This is a genomic window from Bacillus sp. GBSW19 (assembly GCF_002998655.1).
Taxonomy (GTDB): domain Bacteria; phylum Bacillota; class Bacilli; order Bacillales; family Bacillaceae; genus Bacillus.
In genome coordinates this window covers 691628-714587 of record NZ_PVRF01000001.1, presented here as the reverse complement: position 1 = coordinate 714587, position 22960 = coordinate 691628, and the positions used below count along the sequence as shown (strand labels likewise).

The following is a 22960-nucleotide window of genomic DNA, read 5'->3' as shown; positions in this document are numbered from 1 at the left end:
AAAGATGCCTAACTCTCTTCTGTTCGTCCTCATCATCCATTGAATGTTAAACTAATTTTAATGCTTTTAAGCTTTCTGCAATTTGAACTGAGTTCCATGCAGCGCCTTTTAGCAGGTTATCAGATACAATCCACATATGGAACCCGTTTGGACGGTCCAAATCTTTCCGAATGCGGCCGACAAATACGTCGTTTTTTCCAACAGCATCTGCAGGCATTGGATAAATTTGCTGAGACGGATCATCTTGCAGTGTAATGCCTGGTGCATCTTTAAGAATTGACTTAATGTCGTCAACTGTTGCGTCATTTGATTCTAGTTCGACGTAGACAGATTCTGAATGTCCTGTTTCAATTGGAAGTCTCACACATGTTGCCGCTACTTCTAGCTCTGGCATATGCATAATTTTTTTCGTTTCGTTGATCATTTTCATTTCTTCAAATGTATAGCCATTGTCTTGGAATTTATCAATTTGCGGAATCGCATTAAATGCAATTTGATAAGGCATGACTTCCGGCTTTACATCTTCTTTATTTAAAATGGCTTGTGATTGGCTGTATAGTTCGTCAATGGCTTCATGTCCTGCACCTGATACGGCTTGGTAAGTGGACACGATGACTTTTTTCATGCCATACGCCTGACGAAGCGGTTCTAATGCCGCTACCATTTGAATCGTTGAACAGTTAGGGTTTGCAATGATTCCTTGATGGTCATGCAAGTCTTTTTCGTTTACCTCTGGTACGACAAGAGGGATGTTTTCGTCCATACGAAAAGCACTTGTGTTGTCTACAACAATCGCACCTCGTTTGACTGCTTCAGGAGCTAGCGCCTTGGAAACATTTCCTCCAGCACTGAATAATGCAATGTTCACTCCTTCAAAGCTTTCAGGTGTTGCTTCCTGAACGGTATACTCTTGACCTCTGAATGTCACTTTTGTTCCAGCAGAACGTTTTGAGGATAGTAGAGTCAGTGTATCCATTTCAAAATCTCTGTCAGCTAGTGTTTTTAACATTTGTTGACCGACAGCTCCAGTCGCTCCAACTACAGCTACATGCAATCCTCTTCCCATCAGTAAAACTCCTTCCGACCCATCCATGTTTCTTTTCTTTCGGATGGCCATCCTATGACTTTTTACATTTTATTTTACCATAGAAAAGCAAGGCTTGAAGCATCTTTTTTGAATCTTTCATGATTTTCTAGTGAATCTATTATTCGTTTGCTCCAATTAAAATCGGCTGAATTTGTCTATGCTGGAGCGCCTCTTCTACTGTTTGAGAAAGCAAATCCATGTTTGCGACCATGGAGGTCGGTTTTTTAAATGGATCATCTTGACCAAATGGAATAAAGAAAATATTCTTTGTCGACATCAGCCTCATCAGATTTGTACCATTTAAGCCTAGCGCATCATTTGTTGAAATTCCTAAAACGACAGGACGATGATTTCGAATGGTTGCTTTTGCAGCCATTAAAACAGGGCTGTCTGTCATGGCATTTGCGAATTTCGCCATCGAGTTCCCTGTTAATGGAGCAATGACCATACAATCAAGTGGCAGCTTAGGTCCGAGCGGCTCTGCTTTCACGATTGAGTCAATCGCCTTAAAACCAGTCAGCTTCTCAATCCGCTCAATCCAGTCCGCCCCATCTCCGAATCTTGTATTCGTACTCTGGACTGTATATGACACCACTGGACGCACTTCTGCTCCTTCTTTTACAAGTGCTTCGATTTGCGGATAAACAGCTTCGTACGTACAGTGGGAACCAGTTAAGCCAAAGCCAATTCTTTTCCCTTTTAATGTTGTCATGATTCCATCCCCCTTTTTTCCTCTGCAAGTTCACATAAGAGCCCAGAAAGCACTTTTGCAATGATTTGCCCTGCTGTCTTTGGTGCAACAATTCCCGGGAGTCCAGGTGCAAGAAGCGCCTTCACTCCGTGTTTTTGTGCAAAGTCAAAGTCTGTTCCCCCTGGGCGGGAGGCGATATCCAAAATGAGTGTCTTTGGTGTCATACTGACGATGACAGATGAATCTAATACAAGGCTTGGAATGGTATTGATGATGATATCTACATCCGTTACTTCTTCTTTTAACCGGTCCATTGAAAATGGATCGAGTCCCATTTCAAAGGCCCGCGCTAAATGCGCTGTATCTGCTGCCCCTACTTTTACGTCCGCACCGAGTGCCCGAAATGTGCGGGCAATGGTGAGTCCTGTTCTTCCGAGCCCGAGGACAGCAACACGTGATCCATGAATCGTATAATCCGTTTGCTGAATGGCCATCATGATAATCCCTTCAACTGTTGGAATAGAGTTATATATGGCAATATCATCTCGCTCAAACAGCTTCACAAGTTTTCGGTTCACCTGCTTTGCCAGATTGTCTAAGTACGTATTAGAAATACCTGAGTACAAGGTACAATGGGCAGGGGTTCTTTCTAAATATGTTGCTTCTAGTAAAACCTGTTCATTTGAGAAAACTGTCGCGACAACACCTTCATCCGTTGCGCCTGATACTGGCAGGATCATACTGTCTACCTGTTCGAATGGAAGTTCTGACATTTTTAGCTTTTCAGCCCCAATAAATCCGTGATCCAGCTGATCAAATCCAACCAAAAACACTTTGGCATGCTGCTGTGACAGCTTGCGAATAATTTCAAGCTGCCTTGCATCTCCCCCGATCACCGCAACCGTTAAACCGCTCAACATACTGACCGTTCACCTTCTTTATTTAAAAAAGTCTGTAATATTTTCTGAATCTCCCTTTCAGCATATGAGGAGAGGATTCAGCCTGTGAACAAATCGGAGAGAGAAAAGAAAAAGAGCACCCATTTATGATGGATGCTCTTTTTCCCCGGGCGGCTGAAGTGATTCAGGCACATCGAGAATGATCATATCTGATCCTATTTTTTGAATGTGATTCCACGGGACGCGGATGTCATTTCCTTGCTTTCGAAAGCCAAACCACTTCACGGAAGGTATGATGAGTGCTGTAATTTGACCGTCCTGTTCATTGATTTCAAGGTCGGTTTGTCCAAGCACGCCAAGCCGCTCCGCTCTTTTGATATCGACGATCTCTTTTCCTGACAGCTCACTTAGCCTCAAAATCGCATCACTTCCCTTCCGTATCATATATGCAGCCACAAGAAGAAATAGACCGTCCCGCTTTTTCAAGTTATGAATGATGCCAATTTGAATACCAAGCTGGTTTCAGTAGATGAAAGCGATCATGGTCTGCCAGCATTCTCTCCACTCGGTTCACCATTTCTTTTACATGTTTAGGGTCATAAGAAAGCGTCCATACAATAGAAGAAAAGCAGCTCATTGCTGTATAGATGGAAAAAAGAAGCCAAAAATCGTCTGTGGCCTGCGTACTTACATAGTAATCCAGTTGCCCTGCTGAAAACGGAATACTGCTTTCTCGACTAAATAAGGACAATTTATAAAAGTCATGAACCGGGTCACCCCAGTCAGATTGATCAAAATCAATCACGCCGGCATACTCACCTCCTTGAATGATGATATTCCCTAAATGAAAATCATCATGCTGGAACTGGTTCGGTCTCGCCTTTACCGCATCAACATGTGATTTGATAAAATCTAATACGAATTGATCTTGAGCAAAAGTTACTCCACTTGATTGATAGGCATGTACATACCGTTCATGTTTCGCCATGACCCTCTCATCCCACGGTGCGACATGAGAAGGTGCGGGACATGTATGCATGAAACTTAGCTCTCTACCTGCCCGCCTCCCGATTTCATACTGCTCTTCATTTGTGAGCAGATGGATGGATGCTCTAGCATTCTCTCCTTCAATCAAGGAGAAAATACGATAGGTACAGTTAAGTTCAGCATTCATTCCAATCTCCATCACTTCAGAACATAGAAGCCCTCGATCTTTTAACTTTCGCTGAACTGACGCTTTTCTTTTAAAGCTGGAATACGTTTTGAGGTTTGATAGCTTGAGCACTAGCTTTTCACTAGAGGATGTTGTGACGAGATAAGTACGGTTTCCTGAAAAGCCAGATGTCATCGGCTGGAAGGAGATGGCTTGTGTCAGAAGCGGAGAGAGGCGTTTCAGTTTTTCATGTTCCATGAAAGCAGTGCTCCCTTCTTCTTTATATACAATAAAACGGCAGACCTCTTAGAAGCCTGCCGTGTTGTTTACATTATGATGGCTGATCACCCGTCGGACTAATAAGCGAGAGCGCATAATCTTCTGTAAAGATTCGTTTTGATAAGTTATTCACGCCGTCTAATGTGACGTGGTTGATTTCGTCAATAATTTCATCGAGTGTACGATGTTTGCCAAGGAGCAGTTCATTTTTACCGTTTCGGCTCATCTTGCTGTTTGTGCTTTCAAGGCTGAGCATGAGGTTCCCTTTCATTTGCTCCTTAGAGTTTTCAAGCTCTTTTTGCGTGATTCCCTCACGTTTTAAGACGTCTAATGTTTGTAAGATGGTTTCAGAGAGCAGGTTTAACTGCTTCGCTCCAGTCCCGCCATAAATCGTCAGCATGCCGTTATCTGCAAATGAACTGTGATAGCTGAAAACGGAATAAGCGAGTCCTTTGTCTTCTCTTACATCCTGGAACAAGCGGCTGCTCATGCTTCCGCCAAGAACATTGTTTAAGACGATTAAGTCATAGATGCCTTTATCTCCAGCTGGGAGGCCATTAAAGCCCATGCATAGATGCGCTTGCTCTGTTTCCTTTTTGCGTGTGAGCTTGTCATAGTGAAATTGCGGCGCTTCTAAAGGCTGTTTTTTCCCTTTCGTTTCATACGAACCGAACAACTTTTCAACCTCTCGAATGAAGGTGTCATCCACATTCCCTGCAACAGAGATCACAACGCGGTCCGGCGTGTAGAATTCATCCATATAAGCTCTAAGAGAGTCTCCGTTAAAAGTAGAAAGTGTTTCTTCTGTTCCTAAAATCGGGAAGCCTAAAGAATGATCACCATAAATCGCTTTGCTCAACAGATCATGAACGATATCATCAGGTGTATCCTCATACATTTTGATTTCTTCATAGACTACATTTTTTTCTTTTTTCAGCTCTTCTTCATCAAAAGCGGAGTGGAAGAACATGTCGCTTAATACATCGAGGGCGTAGCCAGCATGTGAATCAAGCACCTTTGCATAGTAGCAAGTGTATTCTTTTGACGTAAAGGCATTCACTTGACCACCAATGCGGTCAAAGGATTCTGCGATATCACGTGCAGATCTCGTCTTTGTCCCTTTAAAGAACATATGCTCCAGAAAGTGTGAGATTCCATTAATTTCTGGTGTCTCATGTCTAGAACCAGTTCCAATCCAGACGCCAATTGCGACAGATCTTACAGTGGGATTGTTTTCAAGTACAATTCTTACTCCGTTTTGGCATGTATACGTTTTGACCAAGTTTTGCTCCTCCTATTCAACAAACAGATCGGATCACGGATGTCTTTTTTCACTTAGGAGGTCTGAAACCGTTCCTAATTCATATCCTCTTTCCTTGATTTGAGTGATAAGTGCGTCAAGACTTTTCGCCGTCGAATCTGTTGGATGCATTAATATCATCGCCCCATTGTGAATTTTCCCAAGCACCCGTTTTTGTAATATGTCTGGTGACGGTTTTTGCCAGTCAATGGTGTCTACCGTCCACATAATGGTTTCCATTCCTTCTTCAGCAGCGAGTTTCACTGTTTCTTCTTTAAAGCTGCCGCTAGGAGGGGCGAACCACTTCGGTTTTTTTCCAAGGGATTCTTCAATTTGACGATTCGTTTTGGTAATTTGCTCTAATGCTCGTTCTCTTGTCAGTGTGCGCATATCCGGGTGATTGTATGAATGGTTTCCAATTTCATGACCATCTGCCACGATTTTTTTAGCAAGATCCGTGCTTTTTTTCACCCATTTGCCCTCTAAGAAAAAGGTCGCCTTGACCTGATGCTTTTCCAGTGTCTTTAACATCTTGATTAAATGCTCGTCACCCCAAGCCACGTTGATGAGGAAAGCATTCATTTTTTTATCTGGATGTCCCTTGTAAATGGGCTCAGCACCAAGTTCGTGTAAATGAATAGAAGGTTTTGTTTCATTGAAAACAAGCAGCTTTTCATCAAATGACCCTTGTTTTTTCATTTTTTCATAAGAGGCATCGATATTGACTGTCTGTCCATTTAAACCAGGCATCTTTTTCCACACTTTATCAATCTTAGCATTTTGCGCCTTCACTTCATAGTCAGAAGACTTCGATTCAATCTCTTGATATAAAATATCTTTTGAAACAGATGCAACCTCAGCATGCTCTTTCATTGATTCAATATATGTAACAGCAGCCGGCTGCTTCATCGTTTGATATGACACGAGCAGTAAAAATACAAACACAATGAATGGTAACGTTTTTTTCAATGGCTGTCCCTCCCCTTTACCACAAATTATGATGGGGAGAAACAAGCTAGAACTATTGTTAGCGCAAGAAAAGAAAGAAGCCTGGTACGGATACCTGGCTTCTAACACATTTCATTAAGACTGTTTTTCTTCTTTTTCCTTTTCTTCACGTAAAACAGCTTTGCGAGAAAGGTTCACACGGCCTTGTTTATCGATTTCAGTGACTTTGACAAGTAATTCATCGCCAATCTTCACGACATCTTCTACTTTGCCTACACGGTCAAGCGCAAGCTCAGAAATATGAACAAGTCCATCTTTGCCGCTGAAGATTTCAAGGAAAGCACCGAATTTTTCAATGCGTTTTACTTTACCTAAGTAAAGTTGCCCCACTTCAACTTCTCTCACAAGATCTTCAATGACTTTCTTCGCTTTTTGGTTCATGTCTTCTTCTGTAGAAGAGATAAAGATTGTACCATCTTGTTCAATATCGATTTTCACACCGGTATCTTCAATGATTTTATTGATTTGTTTACCGCTTGGTCCAATGACATCACGAATTTTATCAGGATTGATCTTCATCGTTAAGATTTTTGGTGCATAACGAGACAATTCTCCTCTAGAAGCAGGAATCGTTGACAGCATGCTTTCTAAGATTTCCATTCTTCCTTTTTTCGCTTGTTGGAGAGCTTCCTCCAAGATGTCTTTTGATAGACCATCGATTTTGATATCCATTTGAAGCGCTGTTACACCTTTTGATGTACCGGCAACTTTAAAGTCCATATCACCAAGTGCATCTTCCATTCCTTGAATGTCTGTCAGCACTGTGTAGTATTCACCAGATTTCACAAGCCCCATTGCAATCCCTGCAACTGGTGCTTTAATTGGAACACCCGCATCCATCATCGCAAGTGTGCTTGCGCAAATACTTGCTTGTGAAGTAGATCCGTTTGATTCCAATACCTCAGAGACAAGGCGAACCGTATAAGGGAAATCTTTTTCAGATGGGATCACTGGTTCTAATGCACGTTCACCTAGCGCACCATGCCCGATTTCACGGCGGCCTGGGCCACGCATTGGACCTGTCTCACCAACACTGAATTGCGGGAAGTTGTAATGGTGCATGAAGCGTTTCGATTCTTCAACGCCTAGACCGTCAAGAATTTGCACATCGCCAAGTGCACCTAATGTACAAATACTGAGCGCCTGTGTTTGTCCTCTTGTAAATAGACCTGAACCGTGCGTTCTTGGCAGAAGTCCTACTTCTGAAGAAAGTGGACGGATTTGATCTACACCGCGTCCATCTGGACGTACTTTCTCTTCAGTGATCAGACGACGAACTTCATTTTTGACAAGCTTGTTTAATACATCCTTCGCTTGTTTAATCGTCGCTTCGTCGCGATCTTCTTCTTCAAACTTCTCAACCACAGCTTTTTTCACAGCACTGATTGCATCTTCACGTGCATGCTTCTCATGTACTTGAATCGCTTTCAGCAGGTCTGTTTCAGCAAGTGCTCTTACTTCGTCTGCTAACGTTTGATCTACTTCATATAAAGGAATATCGATTTTTGCTTTACCGACTGTCTTGACAATTTCCTCTTGGAATTCGATTAAGCGTTTGATCTCTTGGTGACCATACATGATGGCTTCAAGCATTGTTTCTTCTGGTACTTCATCAGCACCAGCTTCGACCATGTTGATCGCATCTTTTGTTCCAGCGACTACAAGGTTGATGTCACTTTGTTCAAGCTGCTCTACATTTGGATTGATGATCAGCTTTCCATCAACTCGTCCTACTGTAACGCCGGCGATTGGTCCCTCAAATGGAATGTCAGACACACATAATGCTAAAGATGAGCCAAACATTGCAGCCATTTCAGATGAACAATCTTGATCCACACTCATGACGATACTAATGACTTGTACTTCGTTTCTAAATCCATCTGCAAATAATGGACGGATTGGTCTGTCAATTAAGCGGCTCGCAAGGATCGCTTTTTCACTTGGACGGCCTTCTCTTTTAATGAAGCCTCCAGGAATTTTACCTACTGCGTATAATCTTTCTTCGTAGTTCACAGTGAGCGGGAAAAAATCAAGTGGTTTTGGTTCTTTAGAAGCTGTTGCTGAGCTAAGCACAGCTGTATCTCCGTAGCGTACGAGGACCGCTCCGTTTGCTTGCTTTGCAAGCTGGCCAGTTTCAACTGTCAGTTGACGTCCAGCCCAGTCTATGGTGAAGACATGTTTCTCTTGTCCCATTCTGAGAAAAACTCCTCTCTTATCTTGAAATTTTAGTTAATTCTTATTATGAACAAAATGATTTTCACATATCAATGTGAAAGGTGTATGTAGAAGGGTTTTTGCCATTCTTTCAACATTTTAACCATAAAATATTAGTGATTATACGATAAAAAAGCGGGAATCCTCCCGCTTTTTACGATTATCGACGTAAGCCTAGTTTGTTAATTAACTCACGGTAACGAGTTACGTCTTTATTACGTAGATACGTAAGAAGATTACGACGTCTACCTACCATTTTCAAAAGACCGCGACGTGAGTGGTGATCTTTCTTATGAGTACGTAAATGCTCGTTCAAGTTGTTAATTGATTCTGTTAGGACAGCGATCTGAACTTCTGGAGATCCAGTATCAGATTCGTGTGTTTTGAACTCATTAATTAATTGAGTTTTACGCTCTTGAGTAATAGCCATCCTGTTTCACCTCCAAATCATGTTAGCCCCATCTACCTCGCAACCGTCGGTGAAGTCGGCCTGCCAAGTAAGTGGTTTTAAAGCTACAGGAATAATCATACTAAAAATATGCTGAATTTGCAAATGGTAGAGCTGTTTTTCTATGAATTTTTTGTTTGCCTTAGCTGATCTTGAAAAAACTGAATCGCTTCTTCTTTATCTTGACTGATTTGAACCGTTAACTCCTGGATTCCGTTAAATTTTTGTTCACTGCGAATGCGTTTGAACCACTGTAATTTAATCGGTTCACCATATATTTCTTCGTTAAAATCAAAGAGGTTTACTTCAATGGCAGGCTGATCAGGGCGCTTTTCATAAAAGGTTGGTTTATAGCCAACGTTACAAACACCGTCATACACTTTGCCTTTGACTTCTGCTCTTACTGCATAAACCCCTGTTGGCGGAATAATGTATTCAGCAGATAAACCGACATTTGCAGTCGGAAAGCCGATCGTCCGTCCTCGCTTATCTCCATGAATGACAATACCGCGCAGCTGATAAGGTTTTCCTAAAAGCTCACTCACATATTCAACATCCCCATTTTTCAATGCGGAACGTATGAGTGTAGAGCTGACTTTACGGTCTTGATTGGACAACTTAGGAACGATGGTGGCCGTGATACGCCCTTTTCCGTACTCATCGAATGTTTCCATTGTGCCTGCACCAAAACGGCCAAACGTAAAATCAAAACCGGCTACTGCGTGCTTCACATTCAGCTCATCCAAATATTGATCCACAAACTCTTGAGGAGACAGCGCTGCAAAGCTTTCGCTGAATTGCACAATGTATAAATAGTCAGCGCCCAGCTGTTCGATGAAATCAATTTTATCCTCAAGCGGTGTAATTAAGTCCTTTGGTTCACGTGCTTTTTGCAAAACATGTGATGGATGCGGATGAAAGGTCATGACTGCTAAAGCCAATCCTTCTTTTCTCGCAATGCTTTTCGCTGCGTCAATAACTTTTTGATGTCCGAGGTGAACACCGTCAAAATACCCTAAAGCCATAACAGAAGGGTCTTGATCCTTTTGATTCAATGTATGTGGGTGTGAAATATGTATAGTCTTCACGAGATGGTCACCTTTTCTTTAAGATTGCTTGTCCTGAGATAAGATCTTCGCCGGCTTCATCAGATTCTGTTTGGTCGGGTGCTTCATATATATCGCCATACAGCGACCTGAAGGAGCAAAGACAGCGACACGATCTTCCTCTGCGAAATGAGCGAATTCATCAGGCATTGGCAGGACTGCACCGTTTTCCACTTTACTTGCTAATGTATCATTTATCTCCCATTTCGGCAAATGATTGAGCGCGCGCTCGATCGGGACAAGGTGCTCATCTACTGCTCCTTCCTCGCTTATATTTCGGAGCTCATCAAGGGTGATGCATTCATCTAGTGTAAAATCACCTGACCCTGTGCGAATGAGATGTGACATATGGGCTGGAAACCCTAGTTTCTTTCCAATATCAACCGCTAAGGTTCTGACATACGTTCCTTTTGAGCATAAAACGGTGAATCTAAATGATACCTTCCCATTCTCAAATAAAGCAGGTGTTGTCCGCTCGATACGGTGAATCGTAATTTCACGGCTCGGCCGCTCAATTTCAATGCCTTCTCTTGCATATTCATAGAGTTTTTTTCCGCCAATTTTCACAGCAGAAAACATGGGAGGAATTTGTTCAATGGTTCCTTGAAACTGTTTCAGCACAGCATCAATTTCTTCTTCTGAGATGGGTTTTTGCACCTTTTCTTCTTCTACGATCTCACCTGTTTGGTCTTCTGTTGTTGTAGAAAAGCCAATCGTGATTTCTGCATCATACGTTTTCGATTTATCTGTTAAGTATTCGACAATCTTCGTTGCTCTTCCGATACAAATGGGCAGAACACCTGATACCTCCGGGTCGAGAGTGCCTGTATGTCCGACTTTTTTGGTATGCAAGATCTTTCTCACTTTGAACACACAGTCGTGAGAGGTCATTCCTCTTTCTTTATGTAATAAAAGAACACCATTTATCATCTGCGTTCTCTCCTTTCATAAACGATGAAAAAGGACAGACGATCATCGCCTATCCTTATTTCAACGTCTTATTCATGATCTTTTGTGTTTAGTTCAGCAATCAGGCTTTCAATTCGGTTTCCGTAATCTACGGATTCATCGAATTCAAAGTGCAGTTCTGGTGTTTTGCGAAGTCTAATTCGATTGCCAATTTCAGAGCGGATATACCCTTTAGCCTTTGCAAGGCCTTTTAAGGTTTCCTCTCTTTTTTTCTCGTCACCGAGAACAGAAATGTAAACTTTCGCAATTTGCAAATCACCGGATACTTCAACATCGGTTACAGTCAAAAAGCCAATTCTTGGATCTTTTAGCTTTCTGCCTAGGATGTCACCTAATTCTTTTTTCATCTGCTCACCCACGCGGGTTGCTCTCATACTCATGATCTTATCACCTCTAATTAAAACCACTCAGTTTTCGTGATCGTTCGTTCAATTTCAGGAAAAGAATCAATAAAGCTTAAAACACGCTGCAATTCCTTTTCCACTTGAACCCGAGAGGAGGAAATCACGGCGATTCCAATTGATGTACGCTGCCATGTGTCCTGGTAATCCATTTCAGCCATGGTTACATTGAATTTCTGGCGCGTTCTTGTCAATATACGCTGAAGAACCGCACGTTTTTCCTTCAGTGAGGAGGCATCATAGATGATGCACTCACATTCGGTATAACCGATCATTTTCTTTCGATTTCTTGCATAACGAATGATTCCATGACATCACCTTCACGGATATCATTGTACTTCTTAATGGTAATACCACATTCATAGCCTTGTGAAACTTCTTTCACGTCATCTTTGAATCGTTTTAATACGTCGACTTCGCCTTCAAAAATAACGACGCCGTCACGGATTAAGCGGATACCACTATCTCTTGTGATGGTTCCTTCAGTGACATAACCACCAGCAATTGTACCGATTTTAGATACTTTGAACGTTTGACGAACTTCAACTTGACCGATGACTTTTTCTTCATATTCAGGGTCAAGCATTCCTTTCATCGCAGCTTCAATTTCATCGATAACTTTATAAATAATGCGGTGTAAGCGGATATCTACGTTTTCTGTTTCAGCTGTGCTCTTCGCATTTCCATCAGGACGTACGTTAAATCCGATCACGATCGCATTAGAAGCACTTGCTAATATAATATCAGATTCTGTAATCGCTCCAACACCCGTATGGATGATTTTCACTTTTACGCCTTCTACTTCAATTTTTTGAAGAGCGGCCGTCAGTGCTTCAGCAGAACCTTGTACGTCTGCTTTCACGATCAAGTTGATATCTTTCACTTCACCTTGTTTGATTTGCTCAAATAGGTCATCTAGAGATAATTTCGCTTTGTCTGAACGCTGTTCATCAAGCTGTTTCGAAGCACGCGCCTCACCCACTTGACGAGCTGTTTTTTCATCCTTGAATACGAGGAACTGATCCCCTGCATTCGGTACATCGTTTAAACCAGTGATTTCAACAGGTGTAGATGGTCCTGCTGTTTTCACGCGGCGTCCGATGTCATTAACCATTGCACGAACGCGGCCAAATGTATTTCCGACAACGATTGGGTCACCTACATGAAGTGTACCAGTTTGAACAAGAAGGGTTGCAACAGATCCTCTTCCTTTATCAAGCTCAGCCTCGATGACAGTCCCTTTTGCCGCACGATTTGGGTTAGCTTTCAGTTCTCCTACTTCGCTGACAAGAAGGATCATTTCGATCAATTCGTCAATGCCTTCACCTGTTTTTGCAGATAGAGGAACGAAGATCGTTTCGCCGCCCCAAGCTTCTGGTACTAAACCATGCTCCGTTAATTCCTGCATCACACGGTCAGGGTTCGCTGTTGGTTTGTCAATTTTGTTGACAGCGACAATGATTGGCACTTCTGCCGCTTTCGCATGGTTAATGGCTTCAATTGTTTGCGGCATCACGCCATCATCTGCTGCAACGACCAGAATTGTCGTATCTGTTACCTCAGCACCACGTGCACGCATCGTTGTAAATGCTGCGTGTCCAGGTGTATCAAGGAACGTGATTTTCTTGCCGTTTTCTTCAATTTGGTAAGCACCGATATGCTGCGTGATTCCACCAGCTTCGCCTTCGACGACTTTCGTCTTACGAATGCTGTCAAGAAGCGTTGTTTTCCCGTGGTCAACGTGTCCCATGATCGTCACAACTGGAGGGCGTACTTGCATATCTTCTTCTTTATCTTCAACTTCATACTTTTCAAGTTCAGTTTCTTCTAAAATAATGACTTCCTCTACTGGAACGCCATATTCAGAAGCGATTAATTCAACTGTATCTTTATCCAGCTCTTGGTTAATGGTTGCCATAACACCAAGCATCATCAGCTTTTTGATAATTTCAGCTGTTTCTTTTCCAAGCTCTTCAGCCAACTGGCCGACTGTCATTGAATTTGTAAATTCAATTTTTTCAGGAAGCTCTTTCTTAGGCTTCACAGGTCTAGCTTGCTGATGCTGCGGTTTGTTATTCCCACCGCGTTTATTTTTGTTTTTGTTTTGGTTGTTGTTTTTTTTGTTTTTATTAAATTGATTATTCTGCACGTCATTCTTCTTTCTATCATTGTTTTTGTTAGATGATTGTTTTTTTTGTTCTGCGGGTTTCTCGTTAGCTGTCTCTTTTGCTTTGGCTTTTTTATAGATAGCGTCTAGCTTTTTCACAGTGTCGTCTTCAAGCGTCGCCATGTGGTTGTTCACTTCCACGTTCATATCCTTAAGCGCTGCTATAATATCTTTACTTGAAACATCTATGGCTTTTGCGTATTCATATACTCTCACTTTAGCCATTCGTTCACCCCCAAATAAATTAATCGAGCAAGCTTATCAGCTTCTTAGCGAAGCCTTGGTCAGTGACAGCGACAACTACGCGAGCTTCTTTCCCAATAGAACGTCCGAGAACGGAACGGTCTTCAACTTTTCTAACCGGAACATTATAAAATTTGCATTTGTCAGATACCTTTTTCTCTGTGTTCGATGAGGCATCTGCTGCAAGAAGAACCAGCTTAGCACGCGCATGTCTAATTTCTTTGATCACAAGATCTTCTCCTGACACGACTTTACGAGCTCGATTTGCTAGACCAAGCAAAGGATACCATTCAGATTGAGTCATTTGGTTTTTTCACCTTTTCAGCTAGTTCTAGTAATTCTTCAAATATGTGTTCGTCAATCTGTGTCTGAAATTGCTGCTGTAAACTGCGTTTGTTCTTTGCCGCAAGAATGGTTTCTTTATCGAGAGAAAGGTAAGCTCCGCGTCCGTTCATTTTTCCGGTTGCGTCAACAGACACTTCACCTTCTTTAGAACGAACAACACGGATCAGTTCTTTCTTTGGTTTCATTTCTCCCGTCACGACACATTTTCTAAGCGGGATTTTTTTTCGGCTATTCACCTTTTACATCACCTCTTATTCGTCAGATTCCTCAGCTACTGGTTCAGCCTCTAAGAAAAGAGATTCAGAGTCTTCAGTTCTTGGGAAAATACCGAGTTCCCTTGCATCTGTTTCGCTTTTAATGTCAATTTTCCAGCTAGTCAGCTTTGCTGCAAGACGAGCATTTTGACCTCTTTTACCAATGGCTAACGACAGCTGATAATCAGGGACAATCACTGTTGTCGCCTTATCTTCTTCATTTACAATGACATCAAGTACTTTTGATGGACTTAATGCATTGGCAACAAATTCAACCGGGTCATTAGACCAATGGACAATGTCAATTTTTTCGCCTTTTAGCTCGTTGACAATTGCTTGTACACGCTGACCTTTTGGTCCAACACAAGAACCAACTGGGTCAACATCAGGATCATCTGTACGAACAGATATTTTAGAACGGTCCCCAGCTTCTCTAGCAACCGATTTAAGCTCTACAGTACCATCATAAATTTCTGGCACTTCAATTTCAAATAAACGCTTTAAAAGACCTGGATGTGTTCTAGACACATAAATTTGTGGTCCTTTTGTTGTTTTTTCGACTTTTGTAATAAACACCTTAATGCGGTCATGTGGTTTGTAATCCTCATTTGGCATTTGTTCGTTGACCGGAAGAAGGGCTTCGATTTTGCCAAGTGACACGTAAATGAATTTACTGTCAATTCGCTGAACGATTCCCGTCATAATGTCTTCCTCGCGATCGATAAACTCAGTGTAGATCACGCCTCGCTCTGCTTCTCTCACTCGCTGCGTCACCACTTGTTTCGCTGTCTGAGCTGCAATGCGTCCGAAGTCTTTTGGCGTGACTTCAATCTCAACGACGTCACCTACCATGTAATTCGGGTTGATATTGGCTGCATCATCTACAGAGATTTCAAGGCGAGAATCATACACTTCATCTACAACATCTTTTCTTGCAAATACGCGAATCGTTCCCGTTTCGCGGTTTAAATCAACACGAACATTTTGTGCTTGATTAAAGTTACGCTTATATGCAGAAATGAGTGCAGCTTCTATCGCTTCAATAATAATTTCTTTACTAATACCCTTCTCTTTCTCAAGAACAGTCAGGGCATCTAACAACTCACTACTCATTTTTATGGTTCCCCCTTATATCAATGAAAAGGTTAATTGAACGAAACTGCTAATCTTGCGTTAGCTATTTTTTCGTATGGAATATTGATCTCTTTCTTTCTTGTCTTGATCTTCACTGTCACTGTTGCAATCTCACCATCAAAGCTTGTAAGCTCACCTTCAAATGCTTTTTCACCATCAATTGGTTCATATGTTTTCATGAAAACATTTTTTCCAAGTGCTTTTTCAAAATCAGCTTTTTTCTTTAATGGGCGCTCCGCTCCAGGAGAGGACACTTCAAGAAAGTAGTTTTGGCTAATCGGATCTGCCTCATCAAGCTTTTCGCTCAAGGCTTCGCTCACTTTGGCACATTCTTCGATATCGACGCCTTTATCAGAGTCAATAAACACGCGAAGGAACCAGTTTTGACCCTCTTTGACAAATTCAACATCAACGAGTTCAAGCTGTAAGCCATCTAAAATTGGCTGCACCATTTCGCTTACGACATCCACTACTTTTTTGCTCATTCTCTTCCTCCTTGTGCTTTCGATAAACGCTCTTATCAATCATTCTGCATAAAAACCCTGCTTTATGTGAGCAGGGGGAGCAGAAAACGGATGAATAATGTCGAGACAAAAATTGCCTGTTCAATACAAAAGAGCGGGTTTCCCCACTCTTGTCTCGGTAATCGTTAGCATTTCCATAAAAACTATACCATATCCAATTTTTTTATGCAAATGAAGTTCCTTATTCAGCAGGCATTCGCCATCAGTTCTTTTCGTTCATTCTTTTCGCATGTTCACTGATAAGTGCTGACTCCCTGCTCCCCTTTATGATGCGGAAACCGTCATAATCCGGATAGAGCGAATCATCGTCCTGAATACTTGTTAAAATCCAAAATTGACTGCCAGCTCCTCCGAGCCGCTCAACCGCTGACAGCCAGCTTTGATATACGTCAGGACGCGCTGATTGATTTTGAACGCCAAACTCTTCTAACACAACTGGTTTTCCGATTGACTTCCCGCGGGTGATATGGTCTTCGATCCATTTCACTCCCCAAGCAGCTGACTTGTTCCAGTGATCTGGGTACAGATGATAGGTTCCATAATCGATATTAGAGAGAGCCGTCAAACGGTCCCAATCGACGCCTTCTCCGCCTCCATAAAACCAGTCTTCATGTCCTGGTATGCGAAAGAACCCTTCATCTCCTACTGCAACAAGATGGTGACGATCCAGCGATTTGATCCACGTACTCATTTCATCTGCCCATTTGACTAGTATATTTCCCGTTGGATCTGACTGCACACGCGGCTCATTAGCTAATTCCCAAGTCATAATAGCTGGATCGTCCTTATATTGAACACCTGTGTACGTATTGGTTCTTTCTAATACATAGCGCACATAATTTTTGTAAGCTTTTTGTATACGAGGATCTGTATAAAAGGCATCATGCGTTCCTGCCTCGAACCACTTTACGTATTGATTCATCCCGCCAAAATCATCCCAATTGTTCACTAGTGGGATGACAAGTTTTATTCCTTCCTGTCCCGCTTTATAAATCGCATAATCTAGTTTTTGAAAACCCGATTCTTCATAGACCCCTGGACTAGATTGTAAGACTGAGTTTTCTTGAGGGGCCCCATCGTGAAATCCCCAAATACGTATGACCTTTAAATTCATTGCTTTCATATCATCGAACACAGCATCTACCATCTTTTTAGATTTGTAATGGAAATAGTAATTATTTGTGCCAGCGAAGTAAAATGGTTGATTGTTCAGCGTAAATTGTGTACCAGACGTCTGTACATAAGAGGCGGCCTTAATCGTAAGTGAAAACCAGCCGGCCCATATAGCGACCACAAGTATGAAGCAAAACACTCTTTGAGTCCATTTCTTCATTTAAATTCCCCTCACAATCTAGCCTTCTTCAGGTACGATCACATCTAGCCGAAACGGTGTTTGTTCATTTGAATCAAGTTCAATTGTTTGTTGTTTTAACAGTTTACTTTCTTTACCGATTCGAATCTCATATGTCCCGTGAAATGCTCGACATGTCACATTGCCATTCGCATCTGTTTTTTCAACTCTTTGTGTCGTCCACTCATTTAGAAGCTTTTCGTAACGTCGGCCTGCTTCATTTAAAGACCAATCATAATTCACGATGGCCGCATGCTCACCTCTCCAATGGGCACCTGCCCAAAATCCCCACATTAGCACTCCTTTTACGGCTGGATGACTAAATGCGACGCGATATAAAGCCTCTAGGTTATCCGCTCTTCTATTAGCGTCAGGGTGAACAGAATCGTACTCTGTAACCCATATAGGAAGACCAAGCTCAGCAAGCACATCGAGCCTCTCTTTTACAACGACTGGATCGACCCGTTCTTCAAAATGTCCTTGAACACCAATCGCCTCAATAGGTGCGCCTAACTGACGCAGTTCATTGATATGCGCTTTATAAGCGTGATGCTCACCATATGAGATCACATTATAATCATTCACAAACAATAGTGCTTGAGGGTCAATTTTTTTCGTTTCTTCATACATCCACTTCCAAATATTTTTCCCGAAGCGATCTTTAAAAAATGAACCATGCATCATTTCATTGTTTACATCCCAATGACGGAATCTCCCTTTAAAATGATTACCCGCATGCTCAAGCCGGTTTTTCATCGATTCATACACTTCGTGATTCGGTAGTGACCTCAGCCAGCTTGGATTCGCATCCTCTACCTCCCAAAATAAAGCGTGCCCTCTCACTGGAAGTTGATGTTTATCTGCAAAATTCAGCATCGCATCTGCTTTTTCGTAAGTGATTTTCCCTCTTTCAGGTTCATTCGCATACCATTTTGCCTCATTTTCAAAAACAGCCCAATTAAAATACTTCACAAAAAAATCGGCATATTGTTGATTAAACAACACTTGGTCATTCATCGCTGAACCAAATGCGAATTCATGCCTATTTTGCTTAATCTCAACCTCTATACCTGCTATTGGCTTTTTTTCATGATTTGTGACATTTATTTCAAGATCTCTTTGTCTATGCTCTGAAATTCGATCATTCGCCTCTTTTTTCCACTTCAGATTTATCTGCCCATTTTCGCCCTTGTTTAATGATTGATGAAGAAAACTTCTTTCTTTGACCATGTAAAAACACCCTTATCTTCACTGGATTTATATTTCCTAATCAAACTGCCGGCTCAAAGAAACCGGCAGCTTAAATTTGACCTGCTAGTTGATGAGACGATGATATTCAGCGTAGGCAGTGGCCATATCCACTTGAGACCAGAAACGGTGATAGGTGAAAACCGGTGCCCCATTCTCCCATTTGCCTGTTGCTTCATTAAATGAAGACTGATATTTACTCTCGAGTGAAGACCATGCTGGATCTTGTTTAATGTTCGGACGAAGATCAGCAAAACTCGTATAGACCCCATTACCTCCTCGCTGCGGAACAGAAGGAATAGTGCTGGCTCCAGGAATCTGATTCCCTTGACCAAATGTCCCGTTCCAACCATTTGGGAAATACACTTCTTTTTTAAAGAAGCGGTCATAGTCCTCTCTTTCTTCTTCTGTTACAATGCCCACGCCATCATTGTAATTCCACGCAACCTCAAGGAGCTGTGCGGCAGCATCTTTCGCTCTGACACCAAGCGCTGTATAATCCCCTGTTTCTAGCTTAGTGGCAGCAGCAAAGAAAGTTAAAGCCTTGACTAGACTCCCTAGTACGCCCGTATCCTGAGTTGGATCTTTTGTTACAGCTGTTAAGTTTGGATTTCCTGTTGCAGACTGGAACCCATTCCAAGTGTCAGGCTGTCCGCTCCAAGCAATATTTCCAGGAAGCCAAAACTCGCCAGGTGCACTCGTTGTAGCAACAGCAGCATTTGTTCCTCCTAGAATTCTTTGTCCTTGGTCATCTAAGAAATAACCCTCTTCATCCGACACAGGACGGCTGCCGATAAAAATGTAATCTAATGCATAGTTGACCCATTTTGTGATGCAAGATTTGGCCATTTGGACATTTTCAGATGTTTTGTCTCCATCTTTCACAAAAATGTAATAAAGCTCTGCTACGCGCTCCATCGGCCATGCCTGCATCCCAAACCAGTTATTAGAAGGCGGGTCAAGATAAACAGGTGCATCCTCATATGCCATATCGTAAAAAGTACTTCTTCCCGCCGGATAAGCACTATAGTCTCCATTCCAGCTATTGGTTGCACCTCCTGCAATCGCTCCCTCTTTAGATTGAAGCCATACATAAAATTCAAGCTGCCTTTTTAATGTTTTTTCCCAATCGCTTGCACCAGTAGCGGAAGATGGCTTTAAGCCTCCTTTGTCTGAGGATAAAGCATAAGCGGCGACAGGGTTTTGATACCCTTGGTGACAATGGCTAGCTCCAATACGCCATGACCAGTTGGCATGGTCGCCAAGGCCTCCGCCCCAAGAGGTATACCACGCCATTAAGTAATGACAGGCACCCTTTCCGTTTCCAGGGTACGGATTCCCCTGTTTGCCGCTTCCAATCGTTTGAAAATATTTATCGTACATACCGTAACGAAGAAAATCCCCCATTTTTTTCGCTTTATCAAGATAGGCTGACTCATTATAGCCGAGTTCCTTCGCCCAATACATCACTTGTATTGCACGCGCATCAGCATCCGTCGCATTGGTATAGCGCCACTGAGCAGCTGGTGCTTGATTTTCTTTTGTGAACAAGCTCATAAAGCCTTCATTCGGCTTTCCAAAAGATTTATCATCTTGTGAAGGATGAGGGATGGCCTCCCATACGGATTCCTGTGGACCACGCTGGAATGTGTTCACATATGCAGCTGTATGTGATGGGTTGAGCAAGTTTCCATATTTATACCAGTTATCGACATCAAGCAGCCAGTGCATTAAATACGTTTCATTCGTTCCATAGGTTGATTTCAATTCACCATCAATCGGATCTTGACCCGCAGGACGAGCACCGCTTAACTGGCTAGGGTATTGATCCGGGTATGGTTTTTCTGCTGCGTATGTGGCTGGGCTAGAAGGATTGTAGGCGCTCATATGCGGTTGCTCATCATTTCCATCTTCATTTACTGGGATGATGTACTTCTCCATATTGTCCCAGGCTGCCTCTAATTTGCTCCAATCCCCTGTGTAATGTCCGTACAACACCTCAAGCCACAGCCAATAGCTATACGCTTCTGAAGTCGTCATATGCCCATAATCAGGCGCTTCGCAAATGAGCGTCTCGATTGAATGATACGGAATTCCTTCTGGTGAAAAATATCCATTCGCATCACTTTTAATTTGATGATAAAGCGTTAAAAACCGTTCTTTGTTTGACAAGTCCTTCACCCTTTCAATAAAATTTTGATTTTTATTTGTCTGGAAGTGCACCAAATACCAAAGCACCATCATCAAAAACAGGAATCCTCGCTGTTTTTTGCATATTAGATGTTAAGCCTTGAAAGGAATAATCATTTGAGGCATCCCATATATTCGCCCCATTTGGTGCAGATAATCGAAATTGTATTTCCTTCTTATGCTCTGATTCTCCTCCAGGAAAAATCGCTACGCCCGTAAAATCAATTTCTGCATAATATACGTGGGCTGATGCGTCATATACCTTCAGCGGAGATAAGGAAGCGCCTTCATTGTAGGCTGCTGTCACTTGAATATCTTTTTCAGTGAATCCCTTTGCAAAGACCTCACTTAGATTGACATAATATCTAAAGAACAGCGTTTGACTGCTTCTTGCCGGCCAGCCGGACCGATTGTATAGAACCGCCTTCACCTGAGTTGATGTTGTATCGTTATTCATCAGAGCTGCCTCTACAAAAAACTCATCCTGAGCCTGTTCTTTAGGCGGGAAATTGGGAAGCTTAGATTGCCCCTTTCCAAACAGCTGCACCATTTTGGCTATATTTCCAGTAAAGGCGGCATTATAGTCCGTCGCCACCTCGTTTGATACATAATCAGAGATGTCATCGTCATATTGATCCTGTGCATTAGGCCCGCCAACAAGCGCTCCATAAAGAGTGTGCCGATGATACGGAGGATTTGTCAGCTGGTTAGACCATGAGCCATGTGCAGTTCGATGGTGTGGATGCTTCGGCGGGTTCTGGCCAAACCCAACGACATAACTTCTATTGAGCGGATTATCACCAAGCATATAGTGAGTTTGATTGACCGCAAACGTTTGATATCGATTCTTTTTTTCTTCATCTGAAACCCAATCAGCATAGACAAAGGCTAAAAATGCTGCATTTGCTGTGTAACGAAGCGATCCCCATTGATCTAGCCATGCCAAACCGCCAGGCGTATAAGTGATTCTTTCGACTTTTCCATTTTGAACAAGACCTGTGGTCCAGTAATCGAGGTTACGCTCTGTCGATTCTATAAATCTATTCTCCTTCGTGATTCTTGCGAGTAAGATTTGTGAAGCGAAGAAAGTATTGTCCCATGACATGGTAAACGTATAATCCCAATCCTTTGGCCATTCTTCTACTGCTTTTAGTGCTTGATTTAAATAGGTCTCTTCATTTGTTGCCAAGTACAGCCAGATTCCGCCCCAAATGAGTTCGTCAATATAGCCGCTCCAGGAGTTGTAAAACGGCTGAGCGTTTGTGACACAATCTGTATACTCGCCGCGATACCTGTCAGCAAATGCATAAAGCTGTTTCGCGTGGGTCAGAAGCTTTGCTGCATAAGGGGCATCTGTCTCTTTAAAAATGATAGAACTCGCTGCTAAAGCTGCAGCAGTTTGTGCGGCTACTTCTGTTCCTGGACAATTTTCATCAATTTTAAAAGCTGGCCGGCTCATCGGCATCACTTCTGCCGGTCCCCACCAAGCATGATCAGCGTTCCCATCACCTACCTGCGCCCAAAACTCGTTCGGACCTGTATGTGCTTTCAAAAAATAATCCGTTGCCCACCTGATTTGATCGAGGATGTCATCAAGCAGTTCTGCCTCTTCATAGGCTTCTCGGTATTCATATACTGTCCATGCAAGCACAGCTGCTGAGTAGGCCATCGGAAGCCCAAATTTCACATGATCACCTGCGTCATACCAGCCGCCAGTTAAATCATGCCCTACATCCTTCCCGTCCTCTAGTCCAGAATCTCCCCGCCAGTTGAGACGGCTGCTTTCGGGAAGCTTTCCAGACCGCTGCGCTTCATAAAACAACAAGGATTTTTGAAGAACCTCTACATAGTTATAAGATGCCATTTCCGTATGACTCACTCCTTCTTTTTAGTCAAACATGAATAGACAAGCCACCTCCTTTTATTCAGAACGTGATTTGAACAGTTTT

At 42.4% G+C, this 22960-nt stretch carries 22 protein-coding genes; all 22 read right to left on the bottom strand.

Features of this window, described 5'->3' with window-relative positions:
* Nucleotides 1-46: 46 nt before the first annotated feature.
* Nucleotides 47-1066 (bottom strand): aspartate-semialdehyde dehydrogenase, encoded by a 1020-nt coding sequence (gene asd / locus C6344_RS03765; protein WP_034662256.1) that lies wholly within the window; start codon nucleotides 1064-1066, stop codon nucleotides 47-49.
* A 139-nt stretch (nucleotides 1067-1205) separates the two neighbouring features.
* Nucleotides 1206-1799 carry a dipicolinate synthase subunit B gene (gene dpaB, locus C6344_RS03760; RefSeq protein WP_060596299.1) on the bottom strand — a complete coding sequence of 198 codons (594 nt, stop codon included), beginning with the start codon at nucleotides 1797-1799 and terminating at the stop codon, nucleotides 1206-1208.
* The gene (dpaA, locus tag C6344_RS03755; protein ID WP_003212195.1) at nucleotides 1796-2698 is read right to left on the bottom strand and encodes a dipicolinic acid synthetase subunit A; all 903 of its coding nucleotides are present in this window, start codon (nucleotides 2696-2698) and stop codon (nucleotides 1796-1798) included. The genes dpaB and dpaA overlap by 4 nt, the downstream gene beginning before the upstream one ends.
* Nucleotides 2699-2821: 123 nt before the next feature.
* Nucleotides 2822-3094, bottom strand: a complete 273-nt coding sequence (locus tag C6344_RS03750) for a YlmC/YmxH family sporulation protein (RefSeq protein WP_060596407.1) — start codon at nucleotides 3092-3094, stop codon at nucleotides 2822-2824.
* A 70-nt stretch (nucleotides 3095-3164) separates the two neighbouring features.
* On the bottom strand, nucleotides 3165-4088 hold the full coding sequence (locus C6344_RS03745; protein ID WP_060596298.1) for an aminoglycoside phosphotransferase family protein: 924 nt from the start codon (nucleotides 4086-4088) through the stop codon (nucleotides 3165-3167).
* 73 nt (nucleotides 4089-4161) lie between these two features.
* On the bottom strand, nucleotides 4162-5391 hold the full coding sequence (locus C6344_RS03740) for a M16 family metallopeptidase (RefSeq protein WP_034662267.1): 1230 nt from the start codon (nucleotides 5389-5391) through the stop codon (nucleotides 4162-4164).
* Between the two features lie 33 nt (nucleotides 5392-5424).
* Nucleotides 5425-6318: a polysaccharide deacetylase family protein gene (locus tag C6344_RS03735; protein ID WP_223250457.1), complete on the bottom strand. Its 894-nt coding sequence runs from the start codon at nucleotides 6316-6318 to the stop codon at nucleotides 5425-5427.
* Between the two features lie 174 nt (nucleotides 6319-6492).
* Entirely contained in the window at nucleotides 6493-8610 is a 2118-nt protein-coding gene (pnp, locus tag C6344_RS03730; protein ID WP_106072724.1) for a polyribonucleotide nucleotidyltransferase, read from the bottom strand.
* 181 nt (nucleotides 8611-8791) lie between these two features.
* Complete coding sequence (rpsO, locus tag C6344_RS03725) at nucleotides 8792-9061, bottom strand: 30S ribosomal protein S15 (RefSeq protein WP_008354438.1); 270 nt, start codon at nucleotides 9059-9061, stop codon at nucleotides 8792-8794.
* Nucleotides 9062-9201: 140 nt separating this feature from the next.
* Entirely contained in the window at nucleotides 9202-10167 is a 966-nt protein-coding gene (ribF, locus tag C6344_RS03720; RefSeq protein WP_106072723.1) for a bifunctional riboflavin kinase/FAD synthetase, read from the bottom strand.
* Nucleotides 10168-10185: 18 nt separating this feature from the next.
* Complete coding sequence (gene truB, locus C6344_RS03715) at nucleotides 10186-11115, bottom strand: tRNA pseudouridine(55) synthase TruB (RefSeq protein WP_066030895.1); 930 nt, start codon at nucleotides 11113-11115, stop codon at nucleotides 10186-10188.
* A gap of 68 nt (nucleotides 11116-11183) precedes the next feature.
* Complete coding sequence (rbfA, locus tag C6344_RS03710; RefSeq protein WP_007499525.1) at nucleotides 11184-11534, bottom strand: 30S ribosome-binding factor RbfA; 351 nt, start codon at nucleotides 11532-11534, stop codon at nucleotides 11184-11186.
* Nucleotides 11535-11551: 17 nt separating this feature from the next.
* The gene (locus C6344_RS03705) at nucleotides 11552-11830 is read right to left on the bottom strand and encodes a DUF503 domain-containing protein (protein ID WP_106072722.1); all 279 of its coding nucleotides are present in this window, start codon (nucleotides 11828-11830) and stop codon (nucleotides 11552-11554) included.
* Nucleotides 11827-13947 (bottom strand): translation initiation factor IF-2, encoded by a 2121-nt coding sequence (infB, locus tag C6344_RS03700; RefSeq protein WP_066030896.1) that lies wholly within the window; start codon nucleotides 13945-13947, stop codon nucleotides 11827-11829. Before infB ends, C6344_RS03705 begins: the two co-directional genes overlap by 4 nt.
* A gap of 19 nt (nucleotides 13948-13966) precedes the next feature.
* A complete protein-coding gene (locus tag C6344_RS03695; RefSeq protein ID WP_034662287.1) occupies nucleotides 13967-14269 on the bottom strand; it encodes a YlxQ family RNA-binding protein in 303 nt (100 codons plus the stop codon).
* Nucleotides 14256-14546, bottom strand: coding sequence for an RNase P modulator RnpM (gene rnpM, locus C6344_RS03690; protein WP_034662290.1), 291 nt, complete (start codon nucleotides 14544-14546; stop codon nucleotides 14256-14258). Before rnpM ends, C6344_RS03695 begins: the two co-directional genes overlap by 14 nt.
* Before the next feature lie 15 nt (nucleotides 14547-14561).
* Nucleotides 14562-15677 carry a transcription termination factor NusA gene (gene nusA, locus C6344_RS03685; protein ID WP_007499530.1) on the bottom strand — a complete coding sequence of 372 codons (1116 nt, stop codon included), beginning with the start codon at nucleotides 15675-15677 and terminating at the stop codon, nucleotides 14562-14564.
* 32 nt (nucleotides 15678-15709) lie between these two features.
* Nucleotides 15710-16183 (bottom strand): ribosome maturation factor RimP, encoded by a 474-nt coding sequence (gene rimP, locus C6344_RS03680; RefSeq protein WP_003211398.1) that lies wholly within the window; start codon nucleotides 16181-16183, stop codon nucleotides 15710-15712.
* Nucleotides 16184-16424: 241 nt separating this feature from the next.
* Entirely contained in the window at nucleotides 16425-17555 is a 1131-nt protein-coding gene (locus tag C6344_RS03675; protein ID WP_106072721.1) for a glycoside hydrolase 5 family protein, read from the bottom strand.
* Nucleotides 17556-17573: 18 nt separating this feature from the next.
* Nucleotides 17574-18803: an endo-1,4-beta-xylanase gene (locus tag C6344_RS03670; RefSeq protein ID WP_106072720.1), complete on the bottom strand. Its 1230-nt coding sequence runs from the start codon at nucleotides 18801-18803 to the stop codon at nucleotides 17574-17576.
* A gap of 84 nt (nucleotides 18804-18887) precedes the next feature.
* The gene (locus C6344_RS03665) at nucleotides 18888-20993 is read right to left on the bottom strand and encodes a glycoside hydrolase family 48 protein (protein WP_106072904.1); all 2106 of its coding nucleotides are present in this window, start codon (nucleotides 20991-20993) and stop codon (nucleotides 18888-18890) included.
* A gap of 31 nt (nucleotides 20994-21024) precedes the next feature.
* Nucleotides 21025-22875: a glycoside hydrolase family 9 protein gene (locus tag C6344_RS03660; RefSeq protein ID WP_106072719.1), complete on the bottom strand. Its 1851-nt coding sequence runs from the start codon at nucleotides 22873-22875 to the stop codon at nucleotides 21025-21027.
* Nucleotides 22876-22960: the final 85 nt, after the last annotated feature.